Origin of the sequence: Pantoea stewartii, assembly GCF_011044475.1 — a bacterium.
GTDB lineage: Bacteria > Pseudomonadota > Gammaproteobacteria > Enterobacterales > Enterobacteriaceae > Pantoea > Pantoea stewartii.
The window spans coordinates 3,390,746-3,412,036 of sequence record NZ_CP049115.1; the positions used below are offsets into that span (position 1 = coordinate 3,390,746).

At 56.9% G+C, this 21,291-nt stretch carries 19 protein-coding genes and 1 pseudogene; 6 read left to right on the forward strand and 14 right to left on the reverse strand.

What is annotated here, in order from left to right; translation table 11 throughout:
* Positions 1 to 16 precede the first annotated feature (16 nt).
* Positions 17 to 778 carry a tRNA isopentenyl-2-thiomethyl-A-37 hydroxylase MiaE gene (gene miaE / locus G5574_RS16035; protein ID WP_033739224.1) on the forward strand — a complete coding sequence of 254 codons (762 nt, stop codon included), beginning with the start codon at positions 17 to 19 and terminating at the stop codon, positions 776 to 778.
* A 5-nt stretch (positions 779 to 783) separates the two neighbouring features.
* On the opposite strand, the gene G5574_RS16040 is transcribed toward miaE, so the two are convergent.
* From G5574_RS16040 to pepA, 4 genes are all read right to left on the reverse strand, one after another.
* Positions 784 to 1,281 (reverse strand): GNAT family N-acetyltransferase, encoded by a 498-nt coding sequence (locus G5574_RS16040; protein ID WP_058707947.1) that lies wholly within the window; start codon positions 1,279 to 1,281, stop codon positions 784 to 786.
* Between the two features lie 81 nt (positions 1,282 to 1,362).
* Complete coding sequence (locus G5574_RS16045) at positions 1,363 to 4,218, reverse strand: valine--tRNA ligase (protein ID WP_164482872.1); 2,856 nt, start codon at positions 4,216 to 4,218, stop codon at positions 1,363 to 1,365.
* A gap of 5 nt (positions 4,219 to 4,223) precedes the next feature.
* Positions 4,224 to 4,682 (reverse strand): DNA polymerase III subunit chi, encoded by a 459-nt coding sequence (locus G5574_RS16050; RefSeq protein ID WP_164482873.1) that lies wholly within the window; start codon positions 4,680 to 4,682, stop codon positions 4,224 to 4,226.
* A gap of 69 nt (positions 4,683 to 4,751) precedes the next feature.
* Positions 4,752 to 6,263, reverse strand: coding sequence for a leucyl aminopeptidase (gene pepA, locus G5574_RS16055; RefSeq protein WP_033739229.1), 1,512 nt, complete (start codon positions 6,261 to 6,263; stop codon positions 4,752 to 4,754).
* Between the two features lie 268 nt (positions 6,264 to 6,531).
* Between pepA and lptF the strand changes: the two genes are divergently transcribed.
* Together lptF and lptG are read left to right on the forward strand one after the other, a co-directional pair.
* Entirely contained in the window at positions 6,532 to 7,632 is a 1,101-nt protein-coding gene (gene lptF / locus G5574_RS16060; protein WP_033739230.1) for an LPS export ABC transporter permease LptF, read from the forward strand.
* Positions 7,632 to 8,708: an LPS export ABC transporter permease LptG gene (lptG, locus tag G5574_RS16065; protein WP_006121802.1), complete on the forward strand. Its 1,077-nt coding sequence runs from the start codon at positions 7,632 to 7,634 to the stop codon at positions 8,706 to 8,708. Before lptF ends, lptG begins: the two co-directional genes overlap by 1 nt.
* 63 nt (positions 8,709 to 8,771) lie before the next feature.
* Here lptG and G5574_RS16070 read toward each other — a convergent pair whose 3' ends face one another.
* From G5574_RS16070 to G5574_RS16100, 7 genes are all read right to left on the reverse strand, one after another.
* Positions 8,772 to 9,104 (reverse strand): SH3 domain-containing protein, encoded by a 333-nt coding sequence (locus tag G5574_RS16070; RefSeq protein WP_243835878.1) that lies wholly within the window; start codon positions 9,102 to 9,104, stop codon positions 8,772 to 8,774.
* Positions 9,105 to 9,316: 212 nt separating this feature from the next.
* Positions 9,317 to 10,426 carry a M20 family metallopeptidase gene (locus G5574_RS16075; protein WP_133745556.1) on the reverse strand — a complete coding sequence of 370 codons (1,110 nt, stop codon included), beginning with the start codon at positions 10,424 to 10,426 and terminating at the stop codon, positions 9,317 to 9,319.
* Positions 10,426 to 11,181, reverse strand: coding sequence for a glutamine amidotransferase (locus tag G5574_RS16080; protein WP_033739233.1), 756 nt, complete (start codon positions 11,179 to 11,181; stop codon positions 10,426 to 10,428). Before G5574_RS16080 ends, G5574_RS16075 begins: the two co-directional genes overlap by 1 nt.
* Before the next feature lie 12 nt (positions 11,182 to 11,193).
* Positions 11,194 to 12,273: a phosphotriesterase family protein gene (locus tag G5574_RS16085; protein WP_033739235.1), complete on the reverse strand. Its 1,080-nt coding sequence runs from the start codon at positions 12,271 to 12,273 to the stop codon at positions 11,194 to 11,196.
* A 3-nt stretch (positions 12,274 to 12,276) separates the two neighbouring features.
* Positions 12,277 to 13,278 carry an ABC transporter permease gene (locus tag G5574_RS16090; RefSeq protein ID WP_161784121.1) on the reverse strand — a complete coding sequence of 334 codons (1,002 nt, stop codon included), beginning with the start codon at positions 13,276 to 13,278 and terminating at the stop codon, positions 12,277 to 12,279.
* Between the two features lie 22 nt (positions 13,279 to 13,300).
* Complete coding sequence (locus G5574_RS16095; protein ID WP_161784123.1) at positions 13,301 to 14,047, reverse strand: ATP-binding cassette domain-containing protein; 747 nt, start codon at positions 14,045 to 14,047, stop codon at positions 13,301 to 13,303.
* Between the two features lie 375 nt (positions 14,048 to 14,422).
* Positions 14,423 to 15,445 (reverse strand): LacI family DNA-binding transcriptional regulator, encoded by a 1,023-nt coding sequence (locus tag G5574_RS16100; protein ID WP_164482874.1) that lies wholly within the window; start codon positions 15,443 to 15,445, stop codon positions 14,423 to 14,425.
* 324 nt (positions 15,446 to 15,769) lie between these two features.
* On the opposite strand from G5574_RS16100, the gene G5574_RS16105 reads away from it, so the two are divergent.
* Positions 15,770 to 16,720: an ABC transporter substrate-binding protein gene (locus G5574_RS16105; RefSeq protein ID WP_164483248.1), complete on the forward strand. Its 951-nt coding sequence runs from the start codon at positions 15,770 to 15,772 to the stop codon at positions 16,718 to 16,720.
* Here the strand turns inward: G5574_RS16105 and G5574_RS16110 are convergent.
* Complete coding sequence (locus G5574_RS16110) at positions 16,713 to 17,594, reverse strand: PfkB family carbohydrate kinase (RefSeq protein ID WP_164482875.1); 882 nt, start codon at positions 17,592 to 17,594, stop codon at positions 16,713 to 16,715. The two genes, G5574_RS16105 and G5574_RS16110, sit on opposite strands and share 8 nt — an antisense overlap.
* 29 nt (positions 17,595 to 17,623) lie before the next feature.
* On the opposite strand from G5574_RS16110, the gene G5574_RS16115 reads away from it, so the two are divergent.
* On the forward strand, positions 17,624 to 18,469 hold the full coding sequence (locus G5574_RS16115) for a BtpA/SgcQ family protein (protein WP_033739242.1): 846 nt from the start codon (positions 17,624 to 17,626) through the stop codon (positions 18,467 to 18,469).
* Between the two features lie 622 nt (positions 18,470 to 19,091).
* Here the strand turns inward: G5574_RS16115 and G5574_RS16125 are convergent.
* Positions 19,092 to 20,381, reverse strand: a complete 1,290-nt coding sequence (locus tag G5574_RS16125; protein ID WP_164482876.1) for a DUF445 domain-containing protein — start codon at positions 20,379 to 20,381, stop codon at positions 19,092 to 19,094.
* A gap of 248 nt (positions 20,382 to 20,629) precedes the next feature.
* On the opposite strand from G5574_RS16125, the gene G5574_RS16130 reads away from it, so the two are divergent.
* Positions 20,630 to 21,124 carry a hypothetical protein gene (locus tag G5574_RS16130; protein WP_006121814.1) on the forward strand — a complete coding sequence of 165 codons (495 nt, stop codon included), beginning with the start codon at positions 20,630 to 20,632 and terminating at the stop codon, positions 21,122 to 21,124.
* A gap of 32 nt (positions 21,125 to 21,156) precedes the next feature.
* On the opposite strand, the pseudogene G5574_RS16135 reads toward G5574_RS16130, so the two are convergent.
* Positions 21,157 to 21,267: pseudogene (locus G5574_RS16135) on the reverse strand (helicase HerA-like domain-containing protein); the annotation flags it as partial.
* Between the last annotated feature and the right edge of the window lie 24 nt (positions 21,268 to 21,291).

Here is a 21,291-nt window from a genome sequence, read left to right on the forward strand (position 1 = left end):
GCCCTGTCTGACATTCATGAATTACGCACCCTTACTTGAACCGATACAGCAATTTTTACACTGCCGCACGCCGCAGGCCTGGATTGATGAAGCGCGCAAACCTGAAAACCTCACGCTGCTCCTGACCGACCACCTGGTGTGTGAACTGAAAGCCGCACAGACCGCCGTCTGGCTGATTCGCAAATATGTCGCCGACAAGCCAAGTGGAGACCGAATTCTGGCGTGGCTGCGGCCTTACGAGAATTTTATCTTTCGCGAAGACGGCGACAGCGATTTTATCAACGCCCATAAAAATCTGACTAAAACGATCATCGTACGTAATGCGCTACCGTGGGCGGATGATCTGGTAGAGAAAATGGTGCTGCTGATTAAAGAAGAGCTGCATCACTTTTATCAGGTGTGGGAAATTATGCAGTCGCGTGGTCTGGTGTACGAGAAAATCACCTCAAGTCGTTACGCCAAAGGGCTGCTGCGCGAAGTGACCACGCACGAACCCGATACGCTGGTGGATAAGCTGATTTGCGGTGCCTATATCGAAGCGCGCTCCTGCGAACGGTTTGCCAGCCTGGCGCCTTTCCTGGACAGTGAACTCGAGAAGTTTTATATCTCGCTGCTGCGTTCTGAAGCCCGCCATTACCAGGATTACCTGGCGCTGGCGGCACAGATATCACCCAAAGACATTACGGCGCGCGTACGGGCGATTGGTGAAGCGGAGGCCAGGCTGATTAGTGAGCCGGACACGGAGCTGCGCTTTCACAGCGGCGTCCCGGCTTTTTGACGGCGTTACAGCGTTTTCAGCATCCTGAACTCGCAGTCGCCATGGCCGGTGCAGCCCAGCGCATGGTCGATGCGCGCAAAGCCCAGCGATTCATAAAGCTTAATGGCGCGCGTCAGGCTGCCGGTGGTTTCCAGATAGCAACGACGAAAGCCCCGCTGGCGCGCATGATCCATGGCTAACAGCGCCAGTTCGCGCGCCACGCCGAAGCCGCGGATAGCGGGCAGGAAATACATCTTTTGCAGTTCACAGATATCCGGCGCGCTGCAGGCGAGCGGGGCAATGCCGCCGCCGCCCATCACCTTCCCCTGATGTTCCACCACCCAGTAAGCGCTGTGTTCAGCGCTGTACAGCTCAAACAGCTGGTCCAGATTAGGATCGGCAACGGTGTAGCCTTTATCCGCCGTCAGGCCAAATTCCGCAGAGACGTCGCGGATGACCCGGGCGATATGGGGATTGTCGGCGGCAGTAATGGGCCGCAGCTGAATATCGGCAATGGTTCTCATCAGGATTCCGGTACAAAGTCAGCGCAATAAAAAAGCCGGGCAAAGCCCGGCTTCAGGTTCAAGCTATCGGACTACGACGCATTACAATGCCGCAATCACCGCCTGCTGTTCAATCAGTTTTGCTTTGGACTGTTCCATGTCGGCAACGCGTTCACGCTCTTTGGCGACGACCGCTTCCGGGGCACGGGACACAAAGCCTTCGTTGGCCAGCTTGGTCTGAATCTTCTCGATTTCAACATCGAGTTTCACCAGCTCTTTCGCCAGACGTTCCAGCTCGGCGGCTTTATCCACCAGATCCGCCATCGGGATCAGGAGCTCGGCGCCTTCGACAATTTTGGTCACCGAAACCGGCCCTTTCTCGCCCGCAGGCAGAATGGTCAGGCTTTCCAGACGCGCCAGGCGTGACAGGAAGTTACGGTTGGCCTCAACGCGGCGCTGGGCCGCCGGCGAGCAGTCACGCAGCAGCACATCCAGCAGCTTGCTCGGCGCGATGTTCATCTCCGCACGGATGTTACGCACCGCGATGATCGCCTGCTTCATCCACTCAATGTCGGCTTTGGCGTCGGCATCTTCTTTCGCCGCATCAAACTGCGGGAACGGCTGCAGCATGATGGTGTCATCGCTGATATTTTTCAGGCCTTTCACGCGCTGCCAGATGGTTTCCGTGATGAACGGAATGATCGGGTGCGCCAGGCGCAGCAGCGCTTCCAGTACATAAACCAGCGTATGGCGCGTACCGCGCAGTTCTGCTTCGCTGCCGCTGTTCATCACCGGCTTGGTCAGCTCCAGGTACCAGTCACAGAACTGGTTCCAGGTGAAGTCATACAGAATGTTGGCGGCGATATCGAAGCGATAGCTGTCCAGGGCTTCACGGTAGGCTTTCACCGTATGGTTGAACTCGGTCAGAATCCAGCGATCGGCCAGCGACAGCGTCATCTCGCCACCGTTCTGACCACAATCCTGATCTTCGGTGTTCATCAGCACAAAGCGGCTGGCGTTCCACAGCTTATTACAGAAGTTGCGATAACCTTCCAGGCGCTTCATGTCCCAGTTGATATCACGACCGGTTGATGCCAGCGCGGCCAGCGTAAAGCGCAGCGCATCGGTACCGGATGGCTCAATACCGTTCGGGAACTGTTTCTCGGTGCGCTTACGGATTTTCTCGGCCAGCTGCGGCTGCATCATGTTACCGGTGCGTTTTTCCAGCAGATCTTCCAGCGAAATGCCGTCAACCATATCCAGCGGGTCAATCACGTTGCCCTTGGATTTGGACATCTTCTGGCCTTCTTCGTCGCGGATCAAACCGGTCATATAGACGGTTTTAAACGGCACCTGCGGTTTGCCGTTTTCATCTTTGATGAAGTGCATGGTCAGCATGATCATGCGGGCAATCCAGAAGAAGATAATGTCAAAGCCACTGACCAGCACGCTGGTCGGGTGGAAGGTCCGCAGGGCCTCGGTGTTTTCCGGCCAGCCCAGCGTTGAGAACGTCCACAGACCTGAAGAGAACCAGGTATCCAGTACGTCATCGTCCTGGCGCAGCGCCACATCGGCGGCCAGGTTGTTTTCGCTACGCACTTCGTCTTCGGTGCGACCAACGTATACGTTGCCGTCGTTATCGTACCAGGCCGGAATGCGGTGACCCCACCACAGCTGACGGGAAATACACCAGTCCTGAATGTCACGCATCCAGGAGAAGTACATGTTCTCGTACTGTTTTGGTACAAACTGAATATCGCCGTTCTCAACGGCTTCAACGGCCACTTTTGCCAGCGGTGCCGTGCGCACGTACCACTGGTCGGTCAGCATCGGCTCGATGACCACACCGCCGCGGTCGCCGTAAGGAACGGTCAGATCGTGTGGTTTGATCTCTTCCAGCAGGCCCAGTTCGTCCACCGCGGCCACGATGGCTTTACGCGCCGCAAACCGTTCCATCTTCTGGAACGCAGTCGGGATCGCGTCACTGTAGACAGTGCTGGCTTCGCCGTTGGTATCGTAAACCTGCGCGCTTTCACGGATATCCCCGTCAAAGGTCAGGATGTTGATCATCGGCAGCTTATGACGACGGCCCACTTCATAGTCGTTGAAGTCGTGCGCCGGGGTGATTTTCACGCAGCCGGTGCCTTTTTCCATATCCGCGTGCTCGTCACCCACGATCGGGATCAGGCGATCAACCAGCGGCAGCATGACAAACTTGCCGATCAGATCTTTATAACGCGGATCGTCCGGGTTCACGGCCACGCCGGTATCGCCCAGCAGCGTTTCCGGACGCGTGGTGGCGACAACCAGATAATCTTTCCCGTCGGCGGTTTTGGCGCCGTTGGCCAGCGGATAGCGGATGTGCCACATGGAGCCTTTGCTCTCACGGTTTTCCACTTCCAGGTCAGAGATCGCGGTGCGCAGTTTCGGATCCCAGTTCACCAGGCGCTTGCCGCGGTAAATCAGGTTCTCTTTGTACAGGCGCACAAACACTTCTTTTACAGCATTGGACAGGCCTTCATCCATGGTGAAGCGTTCACGCTCCCAGTCCACAGAGTTGCCCAGGCGGCGCATCTGGCGGGTAATGGTGCCGCCGGATTCGGCTTTCCACTGCCAGATTTTGTCGATAAAGGCATCACGACCGTAATCCTGACGGGTTTTGCCTTCTTCTGCGGCGATCTTACGCTCAACCACCATCTGCGTGGCGATGCCCGCATGGTCGGTACCGGCCTGCCACAGGGTATTTTTGCCCTGCATGCGCTGGTAGCGAATCATGGTATCCATAATGGTTTGCTGGAAGGCGTGACCCATGTGCAAGCTACCGGTGACGTTCGGCGGCGGGATCATGATGCAAAAGCTTTCCTGGCTGGTGTCGCCATTCGGTTTGAAGTAGCCCTGCTTTTCCCAGTGCTCGTAAAGCGGCTGCTCGATATCTTGCGGGTTATATGTCTTATCCATTTCTGCTATGTCGTTTGCGGCTGTGGTGGCGTTGCCGTATTCAATTGGAAGCCAACGCTGCGATAGGTTTTATAGCGATCGCGCGCTAACTGTTTGAGCGATTCTTCATAAGGAACGAAGTCTATCACTTCATGGAAAGCAGTAGCAAAATCTGCAAACTGCGGCAGCAGGCTGATCAGCAGGTCGCGCGGTGAATTGCCCCGACGCTGCGGCCAGGCCAACTCGACCGGTGCGCCGTAGCGCGGGCCTTCGCCAGCCAGATTATGTGGCACAAAGGCATTGGCAGGGCGCTGCCAGAGCGCCTCATCCAGCCGAATGGCTTGCTGCTCATCTTCACAGGCGATGAGCACTCGCTTACCGGCCCGCCAGCGTGTTTCCGCCAGATCGCACACCAGCGCTTCCACAGCGGTTAAGCCGTCGCGGGATGCATCGGTTTCCAGCACGTAGAAGGTTGCGTTTTTCATCGAATTGCCTGCTAAAAGAAAAGCGGGGCGACATGGCGTCCACCCCGGTTGGTTCGGTTGCCCGGACGTTTAGTCGTCGCCGTTCAGACCTGCACGGTTCAGCAGGAACTGTGACAGCATCGGCACCGGACGGCCGGTGGCCCCTTTGGCCTTGCCGGAGCGCCACGCGGTGCCGGCGATGTCCAGGTGCGCCCAGTTATATTTGCGCGCAAAACGCGCCAGGAAGCAAGCGGCGGTAATCGCGCCGCCCGGACGGCCACCGATGTTGGCCATATCGGCAAAATTGGATTCCAGCTGTTCCTGGTACTCATCGGCCATCGGCAGGCGCCAGGCGCGGTCGCCCGACTGTTCTGACGCGCTGATTAGCTCATGGGCCAGCGGGTTGTGGTTCGACAGCAGGCCGCTGACGTGATGGCCCAGCGCGATCACGCAGGCGCCGGTCAGCGTCGCCACGTCGATGACCACTTCCGGATCAAAACGCTCGACGTAGGTCAGGGCATCGCACAGCACCAGGCGACCTTCGGCATCGGTATTCAGCACTTCAACGGTCTGGCCAGACATGGTGGTCAGCACATCGCCCGGGCGCATGGATTTGCCGTCCGGCATGTTTTCACAGCCGACCAGTACGCCCACGACGTTCAGCGGCAGGTTCAGCTCGGCGACCATGCGCATCACGCCATAAACGGACGCCGCACCGCACATGTCGTACTTCATTTCATCCATGCTGTCCGCAGGCTTAATAGAAATACCGCCGGAGTCGAAGGTCAGCCCTTTACCGACCAGCACGATGGGGCGTGCATCGGTATCCGGGTTGCCTTTGTACTCAATCACCGACATCAGGGATTCATTGTGCGAACCGGCCCCGACGGCAAGATAGGCGTTCATGCCCAGCTCTTTCATCTGCTGCTCGCCAATCACGCGGGTTGAGATGTGTTTGCTGTAGGCATCCGCAAGCTGACGCGCCTGAGAAGCCAGGTAAGCCGGATTACAGATATTCGGCGGCATGTTGCCCAGATCTTTGGCCGCTTTCACGCCCGCCGCAACGGCCAGGCCGTGCTGAATCGCCCGTTCTCCGCTGGTTAACTCACGGCGGGTCGGCACGTTAAACACCAGCTTGCGCAAAGGACGGCGCGGTTCGGCTTTGTTGCTCTTCAACTGGTCGAAGTTATACAGCGCCTCTTTAGAGGTTTCGACAGCCTGACGCACTTTCCAGTAGGTGTTGCGCCCTTTGACGTGCAGTTCGGTCAGGAAGCACACGGCTTCCATCGAGCCGGTGTCATTCAGCGTGTTAATGGTTTTCTGAATCACCTGCTTGTACTGACGCTCATCCAGCTCGCGCTCTTTGCCGCAGCCAATCAGCAAAATACGTTCTGACAGGATATTCGGCACATGATGCAGCAGCAGCGTCTGACCCACTTTACCTTCCAGCTCACCGCGGCGCAGCAGGGCGCTGATATAGCCATCGCTGATTTTATCCAGCTGCTCGGCAATCGGTGACAGACGGCGCGGTTCGAAAACACCAACTACAATGCATGCACTGCGCTGTTTTTCCGGACTACCGCTTTTTACACTGAACTCCATGCACTCTCCTGAATCTTAAAGACAACAGCCGTAGCTGCCGCTAGAATGTAGCGCATTCATGACTCATTTATTAATCGGTGCAACATGCTAGCATGCTGTCGACGGTCGTAATGAATCAGGGTGACAACGTGTTGTTTTTTCACCACCCACATGCAATTCGTATACATTTTTAGCGCTGGCTTCGGCCATTTATGAAGAAAAATGGCTAATAAGCGTTGAAATTAGCGATTTTCCTGCAAAAAGACAAGTTTTCACAGGCGTATTAAGCGTGATCATTATTAGATATCTGGTTCGGGAAACGCTCAAAAGCCAGCTGGCTATCCTGTTTATCCTGTTGTTGATCTTCTTCTGCCAGAAGTTGGTCAGGATTTTAGGGGCTGCGGTGGATGGCGAAGTGCCGACAAACCTTGTTCTGACGCTGTTAGGACTCGGTGTGCCTGAAATGGCGCAACTTATTCTGCCCCTTAGCCTGTTTCTGGCGATTTTAATGACGCTGGGAAGGCTGTATACGGAAAGTGAAATCACCGTGATGCACGCCTGCGGGCTGAGCAAAGCGGTGCTGGTTAAAGCGGCGATGATTCTGATGCTGTTCACGTCGATTGTGGCCGCGATTAACGTCATCTGGCTCGGCCCCTGGTCGTCACGTTATCAGGATCAGGTTACGCAAAACGCCAAGGCCAACCCCGGCGCAGCGGCCATGGCGGCCGGGCAGTTCCAGACCTCCAGCGACGGCAATAATGTGTTGTTCGTGGAAGACGTAAAAGGCAACCATTTCGGCCATGTCTTCCTGGCGCAGCTACGGCCAAAAGGCAATGCCCGCCCGTCCGTCGTGCTGGCCGACAGCGGCCATATGCAACAGGAAAAAGACGGTTCGCAGATCGTCACCCTGGATAAAGGTACTCGCTTTGAGGGCACAGCGTTGTTACGTGATTTCCGCATTACGGATTTCACCAACTACCAGGCCTATATAGGCTATAAACAGGCGACGCTGGATCCTAACGATGTGGATCAGGCTCCCCTGAGTACGCTCTACGCTAACAACACGCCGGAATTTAAGGCCGAGTTTCACTGGCGTCTGACGCTGGTGTTCTCTGTGCTGGTGATGGCCCTGATGGTGGTACCACTCAGCGTAGTCAATCCACGTCAGGGGCGCGTACTGTCCATGCTGCCCGCCATGCTGCTGTACCTGATCTTCTTCCTGCTGCAGAGTTCGTTGCGTTCAAGTGGAGCCAAAGGCCGCCTGGATCCGGCCATCTGGATGTGGGTGGTTAACCTCAGCTACCTGGCGTTAGCGATTGTGCTTAACCTGTGGGATACGGTGCCTGCGCGCCGGATTCGCGCGCGCTTTTCACGCGGAGGATCGATCTGATGTTTCGCGTTCTTGATCGCTACATTGGTAAAACCATCTTTAATACCATTCTGCTCACGCTGTTTATGCTGGTCTCGCTGTCCGGCATCATCAAGTTCGTCGATCAGTTGCGTAAGACCGGTCAGGGTGCATACAGCGCGCTGGATGCGGGCTACTACACCTTGCTGAGCGTGCCAAAAGATATCGAAATCTTCTTCCCGATGGCCGCCCTGTTAGGCGCATTGCTGGGACTGGGAACGCTGGCGCAGCGCAGTGAGCTGGTCGTGATGCAGGCGGCGGGTTTTACCCGCATGCAGGTGGCGCTGTCGGTGATGAAAACGGCGATTCCGCTGGTCCTGTTGACCATGGCTATCGGCGAGTTCGTTGCCCCGCAGGGCGAGCAGATGGCGCGTAATTTCCGCGCGCAGCAGCTCTACGGCGGCGCGCTGGTTTCAACACAAAACGGCCTGTGGGCAAAAGACGGCAACAGCTTTATCTACATTGAGCGCATTAAAGGCGACGATGAGATCGATGGCGTCAGTATTTATAACTTCAACGACGCGCGCCGCTTAGAGAATGTTCGCTACGCGGCCTCGGCCAAATGGGATAAAGACAAAAAGCTGTGGGTGCTGTCGCAGGTGGATGAATCGAACCTCACCGATCCCAAACAAATTACCGGCTCACAAAGCCTGGGCGGCGAGTGGAAAACAAACCTGACGCCTGACAAGCTTGGCGTGGTGGCGCTGGATCCGGATGCGCTCTCAATTAGCGGCCTTTACGATTACAGTAAATACCTGAAGCAGAGCGGCCAGGAATCGGGTCGTTACCGCCTGAACATGTGGAGCAAGATCTTCCAGCCGCTGTCAGTTGCGGTGATGATGCTGATGGCGCTGTCGTTTATCTTCGGCCCCCTGCGCAGCGTTTCAATGGGCGTTCGCGTGGTGACCGGCATCAGCTTCGGCTTTCTGTTCTATGTGCTGGACCAGATTTTCGGCCCGCTCAGCCTGGTCTACGGCCTGCCGCCGATTTTCGGCGCGATACTGCCAAGCTTCGTCTTCTTTGCCATCAGTCTGTTTATGCTGGTGAAACGGCGTTAAGCGTCTGCCGTGAAAAAGGCCGCCTTTCGGGCGGCCTTTTTGTTTGCAGCTACTACGCATCGGTCAGTCATCCAACAGCCTGATGCATTCCCCAGGCACCCAGCCGCACTCGCCCGATGCGCGTTCAGCCCAGTACCAGTCGTTCAGCGATGTCGTTACGCTCACCTGCTCACCGGGACTGACCGTCAGTTCCTGCGCACTGTAGGTTTGCCGACAGATAACCTGATTTGGACTACGTAGCGAAAAGTATTGCTGAGGTGCCCAGCCTGCTTTTCCACCGGGCAAAATTATCCACAGCCAGCCTCGCCATGCCAGATCACAGTGGCTGACCACCGCAACGTCGCCTGCCTCCACGAAAAGGGGATCGGGATACGCAGACACATAACGCTTTATCACGCATGCTCGCCGTCTCATCATGTTCTCTCTGGCCTGAAACACCGCAATCATTATAGAGGGGAAATCCCTGATCGCTTTTACGTCGATATCAGGCCGTGTCGGCGCAGCGTAAAGGCGGAAAGGTTTGAAGTGAAAAAAAACCGCCGTGCAGGAAAAGATTAAGCCTCAGGAAAGCGGGGCTGACGCCGCTCCGCGCATGCATCATCTCTTCATCACGTCATCCAGTCGTGAATCAACGCACCATACAGCACCTCCGCTTCCGCTAACCGGCTCAGCAGACAGTATTCATCGGTCTGGTGCGCCATCGACGGCTCGCCGGGGCCGAGGATAATACAGGGCGGATTGCCCAGCGCGGGCAGCAGCAAGGACGCATCGGTGAAGTAGGGCACAATGCGCGGTGTCAGCGGGGCATCATGTAACGGCTGGCAGTGCTGATAAACCGACTGAATCCAGGCCTGATTGTCTTCGCTCAGCACCGCGGGCAGATCCACCAGCGTGGTCACCGTTACGCTGTCGCCCAGTAACGTCGTGAGCTGCTGACGAATGGTGGCGTGCTGCAGATTGGGGGCGCTGCGGATATCCACGTCAAACTGCGTGCGATCGGGCACGGAGTTAATGTTCAGGCCGCCCACGATGCGGCCGACATTGAGGGTCGGCTGCTTCATCAGCGGATGCGGCGCGCCGGGTGAGAAATGCTGAATTTTGCCCAGCGCGTCCGCCGCCAGATAAATGGCATTGATACCCAGCTCCGGCATCGCGCCGTGGGCCGTTTTGCCCCGGGTTTCACAGCGCAGCCAGAGTGCGCCTTTATGGCCGATAACCGGATAGTTGGCGGTGGGCTCGCCGACGATCAACGCGCCCACTTCGGGAAGGTCAGCGCTGTCGATCAGCGCCCGCGCACCATCGCAGCCTGTTTCTTCGCCGCCGGTAATCAACATCACCACGCCGGAACCCTGTCGAATCGCCTGCTGGTGCGTAACGCAGGCGACGGCAAAGGCTGCAACGGCGGCCTTCATATCACTCGAACCGCGCCCATACAGTTTATCCCCGACGATTTCACCGAACGGGTCGTGCTGCCAGTCGGCATTGCCGAGCGGAACCGTATCCAGATGGCCGGTAAATCCCAGCTGCGGTCCGGGCTGGCTGCCAGGCAGGCTGGCCATCAGGTTCAGGCGGTTTTCGCCGAAGGTGGACAGGGTGACGTCAAAGCCCCGTTCCGCCAGCCAGTCCGCCAGAAAGTGCATGCAGGCTGCTTCGTTGCCCGGCGGATTAATGGTGTCAAAGCGCAACAGCTGCTGCGCCAGTGTCTGGCTCTCGCTCATCAGCCGCGCACCGTTAACCAGTCCAGGCAGTTGATCCACAGCTGGCGATAACCCGGCCACTGAGCAAATTCCTGCGGCAGCCAGTGGGCAGACATATCACTCGTCCAGACCAGCGAGCGGCCCTGCTGATATTCGCGCACCGCCAGCAGCGGATGTGACGTTCCGGCAATGGTCGCCAGCAGTTTACCTTCCGGGTGCATTTCCACTTCGTTATAGCCCAGTAACCATGGCCAGTCGCCCGGCATATCGGTAAACAGCGCGTGAGATTCGGTCACGCTGGGATAGGCCCCTTCGGGCGTTTCGATGCGGTCATCCCAGGCCAGGCAGCGCACCGGCAACACCTTCTCGACCGCCGTGTTGCGATAGCGCGCGCCGCCGTTGATGCCCTGAAAACTGAAGTAGCCGCCAATCATCATCAGCGCGCCGCCCGCCGCCACGTAGTCGTGGATCAGCGTCAGGCGGTTTGCCGTGCGCTGGCTCTTCAGCCAGGTATCCGGGTGCAGCAGCAACGTATTGGCGCCGATGTCGGACAGAATAATCGCGTCCCACTGCTGAAGCCCGGCAGGCGTCAGCGGAAACTCAGTCGCGGCGGCATGGGCGGGCATGTAGGTAATGGCATAATCACTGTCGGCCAGCGCCGCCATAAAGTCGGTCGCGCCATTGTGCCAGGTCGCGGTGGCAAACTGATCGAAGCCTTTGACGTGAACGGATGTGCTGGTCCAGGATTCCCCGACCAGTAAAATTTTCTTCTGCATTACGCTTCTCCCTTACCCACCAAAAACGCGCTGTGGGTTAGCAATCAGTAAGGTTTCAAGTTGTTCGCCGCTGACGCCGTGGCGTTTCAGGCGCGGGACAAAATGTTTAAGGATGTAGCCATAGCCGTGACCGCCGTAGCGGGTCAGCATGGTTTTCAGGAACACGTCCTGCGATAACAAAATCTGTTCGATAAAGCCGTCATCGATCAGCTCGCGAATGGCGCGGGCATTCTCTTCATCAGACGGTGACTGCGCGGACTCATCGGCGTAGTAATAGCTCATGCCGATCATGTCGTATTCCAGAAAGGCGCCGCGCTGCGCCAGGTCGCGCTGGTAGCGCTTATCGGCAAAGCTGGGGTTCATATGGCACAGCACCACGTGACGCAGGTCAGCGCCTTCTTCTTCCAGAATATCCAGCACCCGATGGCCTAATCGCTCCCAGCCGGGCAGATGCACCTCAACCGGCACCCGTGTCGCGGCACTGGCGCGGCCCGCGGCCCGCAGGGATTTCTCCTCGTTGGGAGTAAAGCGGCTGGAGACGCCGATTTCGCCGATCAAACCGGCCAGCACCTCGGGTTTCTCTTCCCGGCCGCCCAGGTCGTAAATCAGCTTGTCAGCGAGCGCTTCGATGCTGATCGTTTTGACCCAGTCCGGATGAGATGGCTCCAGATACAGCCCGGTGCTCATAATGATGTTCAGCCCGGTCAGGCGCGCGATGCGCTGCAGCGCTTTCGGGTCACGGCCAATGCCGATATTGGTGGGATCCACCACCGTCTCGCCGCCCAGTGCCCGAAACTTCATCAGCTCTTCAATCGCCAAATCCACATCAAACAACTGACAGTTATCGCGACTGATCAGCGGGTTAAGCGACAGCTCGCCAAGGTTTTCGATGCTGACCGGCATTTCCGCCAGGTGACGATCGCCACAGCAGCAGGGCGGCACCCACTTGCCGGAGGCATCCAGCAGAATATGTTCGTGCATCAGCGTCACGCCCATTTCACTCACCGGCAGCGGACCGAGTACGGTCATCACATAGCCGCTGTTGATGCCCAGCGGCAGCGGATCGGGATGGCGAAAAATAGAATGTTTCATCAGCTATCCTTTCGCCGCCGATCGCGTCGGGTTGAGAATGCGGGTGTTCAGCCAGATGGCCAGCAAAATAATCGTACCGGTGGCGATCTGCGTATAAAACGGGGAGATGTGCGACAAAATCAGGCCGTTCTGGATGATGGCAATCGACAGCGCGCCGAGCAGCGTGCCGATAACGGTACCGAAACCACCGAACAGGCTGGTACTGCCCAGCACCACCGCAGCGATAACCTGTAACTCGAAGCCTTCGCCCTGGTTGGAGGAGCCGCTGCCCAGACGCGCAGTGATGATCATGCCCGCCAGCGCCGCCGCCATGCCGCTGATGATGTAGACCTTCATGGTCACGGCTTTGGTGTTAATGCCGCTCCGGCGCGCGCCTTCCGCATTCGCGCCGATCGCCGTGACATAGCGACCAAAGCGCATATGATTCAGCACGATATGGCCGACGATCAGCACTACGATGCCGATCAGCGCGGGCATCGGCACGCCCAGTACCCAGGCGCGGCCCATAAAAGCGAACGGGCTGTCGGCAGGGATGGGAATGGAATAGCCCTGCGTAATCAGCAGCGCCACGCCGCGCACCACCGCCAGCGTCGCCAGCGTGACGATAAAGGCCGGAATGCCTTCATAGGCGATAAAGAAGCCGTTGATGGCCCCCACCAGCGCCCCCAGCAGCAGGCCACCCAGCAACACCACCGGCCAGGGCAGGCCCCAGTTATTCAGCGCGATAGCCGACAACGCGCCGACCAGCGCCAGCGTCGATCCTACGGAAAGATCGATGCCGCCCGTGGTGATCACCAGCGTCATCGCCGTGGCGACGATCAGCAGCGGCGCGCTCTGGCGAATGATATTCAGCCAGTTAGCACTGCTGAGAAAGTTGCCGGTGATCAGGGAGAACACCACGCAGCAGAACACAAAAAACAGCGCGATGCTCACCACGCCAGAGTGGTTGTGCAGCAGGCGGCGCGGCAACGAGTGTTGCGCCATACGGGAACTGCTCAGATTCATAATAGTCATCCTGTTACCTCGCTCAGTGCGCGGCGGCCGAGCGGGCGACAAACTTCTCACCCACGATCAAATTGACGATCTCGGTCAGATCCGTGTCGGCCACGCGGCGCTCCGCTACGTTGGTGCCCTCGTACATCACCATGATGCGATCGCACACCAGGAACAGATCCTGTAAGCGATGGGTGATCAGTATGACGCTCACGCCACGCGCTGAGACCCGACGGATCAACTCCAGCACCGCCTCGACTTCGGCGACGGCCAGCGCGGCGGTGGGTTCATCCATAATCAGCACTTTGGGATCGAAGGCGGCGGCGCGCGCAATGGCAATCGCCTGGCGCTGACCGCCGGAGAGATTGCGCACCAGTAAGCGCGTGTCGGGGATTGAAATACCCAGGCCTTTCAGCATTTCCCGCGCATCTGCGTGCATTTTTTCTTCGTCCAGAAACGGAATGCCGAGAATCGACTTCATCGGCTCACGTCCCATAAACAGGTTGCCCGCCACATCGACGGTGTCGCACAGCGACAGGTCCTGATACACCATCTCGATATGGCAGCGGCGGGAATCCGCCGGGTTACTGAAATGCTGGTCTTCACCATCGATACGAATCGTGCCGCTGGTGGGCACGACTGCGCCAGACAGCACTTTGGTCAGCGTGGATTTACCCGCGCCGTTGTCGCCCACCAGGCCCAGCACTTCGCCCGGGGCCAGTTGCAGATTGACGCCGCGCAGGGACCGTATCGCGCCGTAAGTCTTGGTAATATTCACCATTTCTACCCGTGCCGGGGCAGGTTGTATTTGCTGCATGTGATCACTCCCATCACCGCTAACGGGAAAGTTGTTCTGCGGGTAAAAAGAGGTTATCCGGCACGGTTTACACCCTTGTAAACCGGTTTACCTGCAAGATAAACCCTTTGTCATGACACACAGAACAACGCGCTACAACGATATTTGTTTGCCGGGTACGACATTGCAGCTTCCGTGCCAGCCTGGGAACAGGCGCGACATTCACGGTCTAACCTTTTGTAATGAAAAACATTTAAATGTTAATTTCAGGTAAACCGGTTTACTCACTATAACGCTGTGAAATTAAAAGCGCGTTATTTGCGCTAAAACTGTGCGCTTTTGCGCCATTTTGGGACGTTGTTAACACATTTGTATTGAATCGCGCGCCACCCATTCCACTGGCAAGCGGGTTTCGGCGGGCACGGCGAGGTCGTCATTCAGAATGCGCAACATGATGTGAACCGCTGTGCGGCCCAGTTCCCGCGCGGGCTGGCGGATGGTAGAAATGCGCGGTTGGGTAAAGTCGGCATAGATCGCGTCATCAAAGCCCACCAGCGACAGCGCCTCAGGGGCTGTGAGTCCGCGTGCGCGCAGGCCATCCAGCAGTCCCAGCACCAGATAATCACTGGCGGCAAAGACAGCGGTAGGGCGCTCATCGCGGCTGAACAGCCTTTCCAGCGCCTGCTCACCGAATTCACGCTGGTATTCGCCGTACATCACCCATTCGGGCGGCACGTGCAGGCCCGCCTGCGTCATCGCGGTGCAAAAGCCCTGATAGCGTTCGCGCACACTCATCAGCTCATCCGGCCCGCCGACAAAGGCGATATGGCGGTGACCGGCGGCGATCAGGTTTTCGGTGGCAATCCGGCCGCCCTGCACGTTATCGGCAAAGACCTTGGGCACCACGCTGCCGGGAATGTCTTCATCCAGCAGTACGATGCGCTGGTGGCGGTTAATTTCTTTGCGTAACAGGCCGTTATCAGGATGGTTAGTGGTAAACAGCAGGCCATCCACCTGGCAGGTATCCAGCCAGCGAATAAACTGGCTCTCTTTGTCAGGATGGTTGCGGGTGAGGCACAGCACCAGGCTGTAGCCGTGGGCCGAGGCGGCTTCTTCGGCGGCATCGGCCAGTTCGGCAAAGAAGGGGTTGGTAATATCGGGCAAGACCAGCCCTAAGGTTTCGCTGCCGCCCTTGCTCAGACGGCGTGCCAGGCTGTTACCGCGATAATCCAGTTGACGAATCGCTGCTTCAATCCGGTCGATGGTTTCCTGCGGCAGCATAATGCTTTGATTCATATAGCGGGATACGGTCGCTTTTGACAGCCCGGCCAGCGCTGCGACGTCGGATAACAACACCCGTTTTTTACTCATATCATCTGCCATCTTGCCCGGAATCGGCTATCAGTAACACAGTTACGCGCAGCGAATACAGTATTTTCCCTGACCGCTGACGATAAAATAATCGCTTGACAAAATTTTGCCGGAAGCGAATGGTAGAGACAGTTTACCGCATGACCCGGGAGTCACTCCCAAACCCGATTAATCCCTTTCACAAGTTCACCATAATGGACGGCGAACAGAAAGTCGGTTATTCAGGTCCTGGCTGAATCAGCCATTCAGACGATATTTGCCCGCCAACAATAATCCCTCTGCATTACGATGCGGAGATCGACTGGTTATCGCACATTCCCGACGAGGAATTTTATGATGATGGCATTTAACACCAGAAAACTGCGCGCGGTTGCGCTGGCTACCGGCTTACTGTCTGCGGGTTCGTTATTTTCACTGGCGCATGCCGCCACGACGTATGCGCTGGTTCAGATTAATCAGCAGGCCCTGTTTTTTAATCAGATGAGTCAGGGCGCACAGGAAGCCGCGAAAGCCAGCGGTAAAAATTTAGTGATCTTTAACGCCAACGATAATCCCGTATCGCAAAACGACGCGATCGAAAATTATATTCAGCAGGGCGTGAAGGGCATTATGGTGGACGCGATTGACGTCAACGGCATTATGCCGGCCATTAAAGAAGCGGCCGCCGCCAAAATACCGGTCATTGCAATTGATGCGGTATTACCGGCGGGCCCACAGGCGGCACAGGTGGGCGTGGATAACCTGGAAGGCGGCAAAATTATTGGTAAATATTTTGTCGACTACGTGGCGAAAAATATGGGCGGCAAAGCGCGACTGGGCATTGTGGGCGCGCTGAACTCAGCCGTGCAGAACCAGCGTCAAAAAGGGTTTGAAGAAACCATTAAAAGTCATCCAGGCATCACCGTCGCGGATGTGGTTGATGGCCAGAACGTGCAGGATACGGCGATGACGGCGGCAGAAAACCTGATCACCGGCAACCCGGATTTAACCGCCATCTACGCGACCGGCGAACCGGCCCTGCTGGGCGCGATTGCGGCGGTGGAAAACCAGGGCCGCCAGAAAGACATCAAAGTCTTTGGCTGGGATCTGACCTCTAAAGCTATCAGCGGCATCGATGGCGGGTATGTCACGGCTGTCCTGCAACAGGACCCGAAAAAGATGGGTGAAGAGGCGGTGAAGGCTCTGAACGCGATTACCGCAGGCAAAACCGTGTCGAAAACCATTCTGGTGCCGGCCACGGTGGTGACCAAAGCCAACGTGGACAGCTATCGCGCGATGTTTAAATAACCGCTGACTCGCCGCCTGCCTGGAGCAGCGCGGCGAGCTCCTCTGCGGTGGGAAAGGCCTGACGTGTGCCATGCCGACTGACGGTCAGCGCGGCAGCCTTACTGGCGTGAGTAAGTGCTAACTTATCAATCTCGCCCCCACGAAGGAGTGCGGATGCCAGCATTACGGCAAGAAAGGTATCGCCTGCACCGGTGGTATCCACGGCATGAGCGGGCTGCGCCGGGCAAAACGTCCGCTGCTCGCCCTGAATCAGCCAGGCCCCGGCACTGCCGTGAGTAACCACTAGCGTTTTAACGGCGCTGGGCGCTAACTGTTGGGCTTCATGCTGATTCACTACCGCGATATCCACCTGCGGCCAGCACGCGCGAAAACCGGCGTTCACTGGCGAGGGGTTAAAGACGGTGATCAGACCAAGGGATTTCGCCAGGCTGAACAGCGCGTGGGTTTTTCCGGGCGAGAAATTACCCTGCTGGACCAGCAGATCGCCCGGACGCGCGCCGGCAAGATGGTGACTGAGCGTCGCGATATCCAGCGCCTCAGCCGCCGCTGTACTGGTAATAATGGCGTTATCGCCGTCGGCGCTGTTTAAAATAAGTGAGGTATCGCTTAGGGCCGCAACAGGCTGTGCAGGCAGTAACGTCACCGGCTCGTTTATAAGCTGCTGACGGATCCAGTTTCCTTTGCTGTCATGACCGGTCGCGGCAAGTAAAACCGTCTCAATACCGCAGCGGGATAATACGATCGCCTGATTCGCGCCTTTACCGCCGATATCCTGCGAACGGTGATAACCATGCACAGAGGCGCCCTTAGCCGGAATATCCGTGACAGACCAGGTTTCATCGACAGTAATATTACCAGCCACATAAACACGCATAGTGTTTTCCTGAACAGGATAAAGACGCGATGGTTGCTATATCAGCAGAAAAAAATGACGCAATACAAGCGATATTTTCCCGCCCCAAAGCCGTTATTGGCGTGATTCACTGTGACCCGTTTCCGGGCTCGCCAAAATATCGCGGCAAATCCGTCAGCGCGATCATTGAGCGCGCCTTACGCGATGCCGAAAACTATATTCTCGGCGGTGTTCACGGCCTGATCGTGGAAAATCATGGCGATATTCCCTTTTCAAAACCCGAGGATATTGGCCCGGAAACCCCGGCATTCATGGCGGTAATTACGGAAAAAGTGCGCGAACGTTTCGGCGTACCGCTGGGTATTAACGTGCTGGCGAACGCCGCGCTGCCTGCCTTTGCCACCGCGCTGGCGGGCGGGGCGGATTTTATCCGCGTCAACCAGTGGGCGAATGCCTACATCGCCAACGAAGGCTTTATTGAAGGGGCCGCCGCCAAAGCGCTGCGCTACCGCAGCCAGCTACGTGCCGAACATATTCGGGTGTTTGCCGACAGCCACGTTAAACACGGCAGCCATGCGATAGTCGCCGACCGCTCCATTCAGGAACTGACCCGCGACGTTGATTTCTTTGAAGCCGATGCGGTTATCGCCACCGGACAGCGTACCGGCGACAGCGCCACGCTGGACGAAATCGACGAGATCCGCGCCGCCACCGCCTTACCGCTGCTGGTGGGTTCGGGCGTCACGCCCGCCAATGTCTGCCAGATTCTGGGGCGCACCCAGGGCGTGATTGTGGCCAGCGCGCTCAAGGTGGACGGCGTCTGGTGGAACGATGTGGACCGGGACAGGGTAAAACAGTTTATGGCCGTGGCGCAGTCGGCGCTGGATCAGGCATAACCGCCGTTTATTCTCTGGCGCAGACAACAAAAAACCCCGCGGGTGAGGCGAGGTTTTTTGTTTACGTCAGCACGATTGCGTGCGGTGCACATCATGCATTATCAACGTTTTGAACTATACGAATTAATCCGGCATGGTGCAAGCAGGTGATGCTTTATTGTACGCTCTGACTGGATTGGTTTGAGGCTTCGCTCGCAATCATTGTATTTTTCTGTTTATTTATACAGTGTTTTTGTTATGCTTTCCAGGTTGATGTTGATGTGCTCTGAGGCCGCACCGTGCTGTGAAAGATGCGTTTCATGACTGACAAGTCCTGGCTGCAACGGGTGGTGCCGTCAGTGCCTTAGCCTCCAGGGGCACATCATGCATTATCAACCTAATCAGCCTGTTACAGGCAGCGGAAAGGTACGCAGGCTGTAAGTGCTCCTGACCACAGGAGCCAGCGTATGAGATGGATAGAAATCGCTCGCGTATTTCTGAAGCTCATGGTTGCACTACTGCAACTGCTTGAAATTATCGTGAAGTCCTTCAGGTAAATCACGTTCAGGCCGCACCTAAGGGAGGTGATGTTTACCTCCCTTTAATCATGTCGTTGAATTAAGCAGAACAGGGCAGTGTTAAATCAGGCCAGCCAGCCTTTCACCACCGGCAGCAGCGCCGGAATCTGCGAAAGCAGATACAGCACCAGCCCGATGGTGCCGCCCACCAGCGTGCCGTTGATGCGGATAAACTGCAGGTCCTTACCGATGTTCAGCTCAATCTGCTGCGACATCTCCCGCGCATCCCAGCTTTTCACCGTGTCGCTGATATGGCGCGTCAGGAACGCCGCGAACTCCGGCGCAACGCTGCGGGCAGCGTCTTCCAGATGCTGATTCATCGAGCTGCGCAGCCCTTCATCAGCGGCCAGGGTTTCGCCCAGCCACAGGGCCGCCTGGCGGACCTTATTCTGCACTTTTGACGCCTCGCTGTTGAGATCCGCTTTCAGCCAGTCGCGCAGATCGCCCCACAGCTCGCCGATATAGCGGTTCAGCGTAGGATCGTCTTTCAGCCAGCCTTTAATTACCTCGGCGCGTTCCGCCATTTCCGGATCGTTTTTCAGCTTCTCAATCAGGCGATCCACCGCGCGGTTAAAGCCCAGCCGCAGTTCATGGCCCTGATCCAGCGCCACATCATCCAGCAGCGAATCCACCGCATTCGCCACCAGTTCTGCGCTGTGCTCGCCCAGCCACTCGGTCGGCAACATTTTGGCCTTGATGGGATGTTCGCGCTTCAGCCAGCGCACCAGCTGGTTAGCGATAAATTCCCGGGTACTGGGTTTATCCAGCAGCCGCAGCAGCTGATCGATCGCGGCATCCAGCAGCTCCTGATGGCGGTTATTTTTGGTCAGGCTTTCCAGCATCAGCGCGCCGGTCTGGCTGAGATCCACCTTGTCGATCGCCTTGTGCACCGCCCGGCGCATAAAGTGCTGGATGCGTGCGTCATCCGTCAGATCGAGAAAGCCGCGCATCACCTGCAACAGATGACGACCGACCCGATCGGCGTTGTCCGGCACGCTCAGCCAGCTTGCCAGCATCTGCGACGGATCGTGGCGGCGGATCAGATTCAGCAGCGAATCGGTATCCAGAAATTTTTCCTGCACAAAGCGGCCCAGATTCTCACCGATGCGATCTTTATTGCGCGGAATGATGGCCGTATGACGGGCAATAAACGGCACCGGCACGCGGCGAAACAGCGCTACCACCGCAAACCAGTCGGCCAGCGCCCCGACCATCGCCGCTTCGGCAATGGCTTTAATACCGCTGACGTAGAAGTTGGGCGGCAGAAACAGCGTGACAACAAAAGTGATGGCGGCCAGCAGCAGCAGCGAAAGCGCCAGGCGTTTGGTCCGTTTTAGTTCGCGTTGTTTATCCATATCCTGATCTTAGCAGCTTGCCTGCTGAGTAAGTCAACGTTGCCCGATCCAGGCCGAAAAGCGCAGTTAAGTCTGGTACTAAACCGCTCTGTCTTAACATGTCGGGCGATGTGCTAATCAGACTGTTCCTAAAAACTAATAACATTAAAAATTACCACTCTTATAAACAGTTACATCAGTGTACATTTCGGAAGCAGTCTCCGTACGTTGACGCACCCTATCCATGGAACCAGACCAGGAGAATTCACGTGAAAGCAATCGCAACGGCAACCGCAAGTCTGTTGATGTTAATGAGTGGCATCGGCGCGCACGCAGAAGGGCTGACCACCTCTGCCGATGGAAAAAATCTGACCGTCAGCTTCGGAAAGCCCACCATTAAGCAGGTCCTGCATTACCGTAAAATGTACGACAAAAAACCCTTCCCCGATGCCGAAATTTATTACTACGACAACGGCACCTATAAAATCATCTCGCAGGGGGAAAACCATTACGGCGTATACGTGATGCAGGGCAAGTTCGATGATGAGACCTTCACGGTGCGCTTTATCTCGCTGCCGTCCACCGACTGGGGCAACAAGACCGCCTTCCATCAGTTGACCTTTGTGCGCGGCGATAAGCAGAACGTGTTTATCCAGAACGCGATTGTCGATACCGGCGAGGCGATTGCCCAGCAGAACGGCACCTACACGCAGGAAAAGAACACCGTCACCAACCCGGTGTCTACCAGCTGGAAACACAAGTAGCGTTAAGGTGGCAGCCAGGCTGCCACCGACCTTTAGCGACGGCGACCGCCAAACAGGCTGCCCAGCACGCCGCGAATAATCTGGTTAGTAATCTGTCGTCCCGCGCTTTTCGCCATGGTTTGCACCACGCCATCTCGCTTGCCGCGGTACTTCAGCGTTAACGGATC

Bases quoted from the DNA above. Each gene is read 5' to 3' on its own strand.
- miaE (WP_033739224.1), top strand. From the start codon at position 17: ATGAATTACGCACCCTTACTTGAACCGATACAGCAATTTTTACACTGC.
- G5574_RS16040 (WP_058707947.1), bottom strand. From the start codon at position 1,281: ATGAGAACCATTGCCGATATTCAGCTGCGGCCCATTACTGCCGCCGAC.
- G5574_RS16045 (WP_164482872.1), bottom strand. From the start codon at position 4,218: ATGGATAAGACATATAACCCGCAAGATATCGAGCAGCCGCTTTACGAG.
- G5574_RS16050 (WP_164482873.1), bottom strand. From the start codon at position 4,682: ATGAAAAACGCAACCTTCTACGTGCTGGAAACCGATGCATCCCGCGAC.
- pepA (WP_033739229.1), bottom strand. From the start codon at position 6,263: ATGGAGTTCAGTGTAAAAAGCGGTAGTCCGGAAAAACAGCGCAGTGCA.
- lptG (WP_006121802.1), top strand. From the start codon at position 7,632: ATGTTTCGCGTTCTTGATCGCTACATTGGTAAAACCATCTTTAATACC.
- G5574_RS16075 (WP_133745556.1), bottom strand. From the start codon at position 10,426: ATGAGCGAGAGCCAGACACTGGCGCAGCAGCTGTTGCGCTTTGACACC.
- G5574_RS16080 (WP_033739233.1), bottom strand. From the start codon at position 11,181: ATGCAGAAGAAAATTTTACTGGTCGGGGAATCCTGGACCAGCACATCC.
- G5574_RS16085 (WP_033739235.1), bottom strand. From the start codon at position 12,273: ATGAAACATTCTATTTTTCGCCATCCCGATCCGCTGCCGCTGGGCATC.
- G5574_RS16090 (WP_161784121.1), bottom strand. From the start codon at position 13,278: ATGAATCTGAGCAGTTCCCGTATGGCGCAACACTCGTTGCCGCGCCGC.
- G5574_RS16095 (WP_161784123.1), bottom strand. From the start codon at position 14,047: ATGGTGAATATTACCAAGACTTACGGCGCGATACGGTCCCTGCGCGGC.
- G5574_RS16100 (WP_164482874.1), bottom strand. From the start codon at position 15,445: ATGGCAGATGATATGAGTAAAAAACGGGTGTTGTTATCCGACGTCGCA.
- G5574_RS16105 (WP_164483248.1), top strand. From the start codon at position 15,770: ATGATGGCATTTAACACCAGAAAACTGCGCGCGGTTGCGCTGGCTACC.
- G5574_RS16110 (WP_164482875.1), bottom strand. From the start codon at position 17,594: ATGCGTGTTTATGTGGCTGGTAATATTACTGTCGATGAAACCTGGTCT.
- G5574_RS16115 (WP_033739242.1), top strand. From the start codon at position 17,624: ATGGTTGCTATATCAGCAGAAAAAAATGACGCAATACAAGCGATATTT.
- G5574_RS16125 (WP_164482876.1), bottom strand. From the start codon at position 20,381: ATGGATAAACAACGCGAACTAAAACGGACCAAACGCCTGGCGCTTTCG.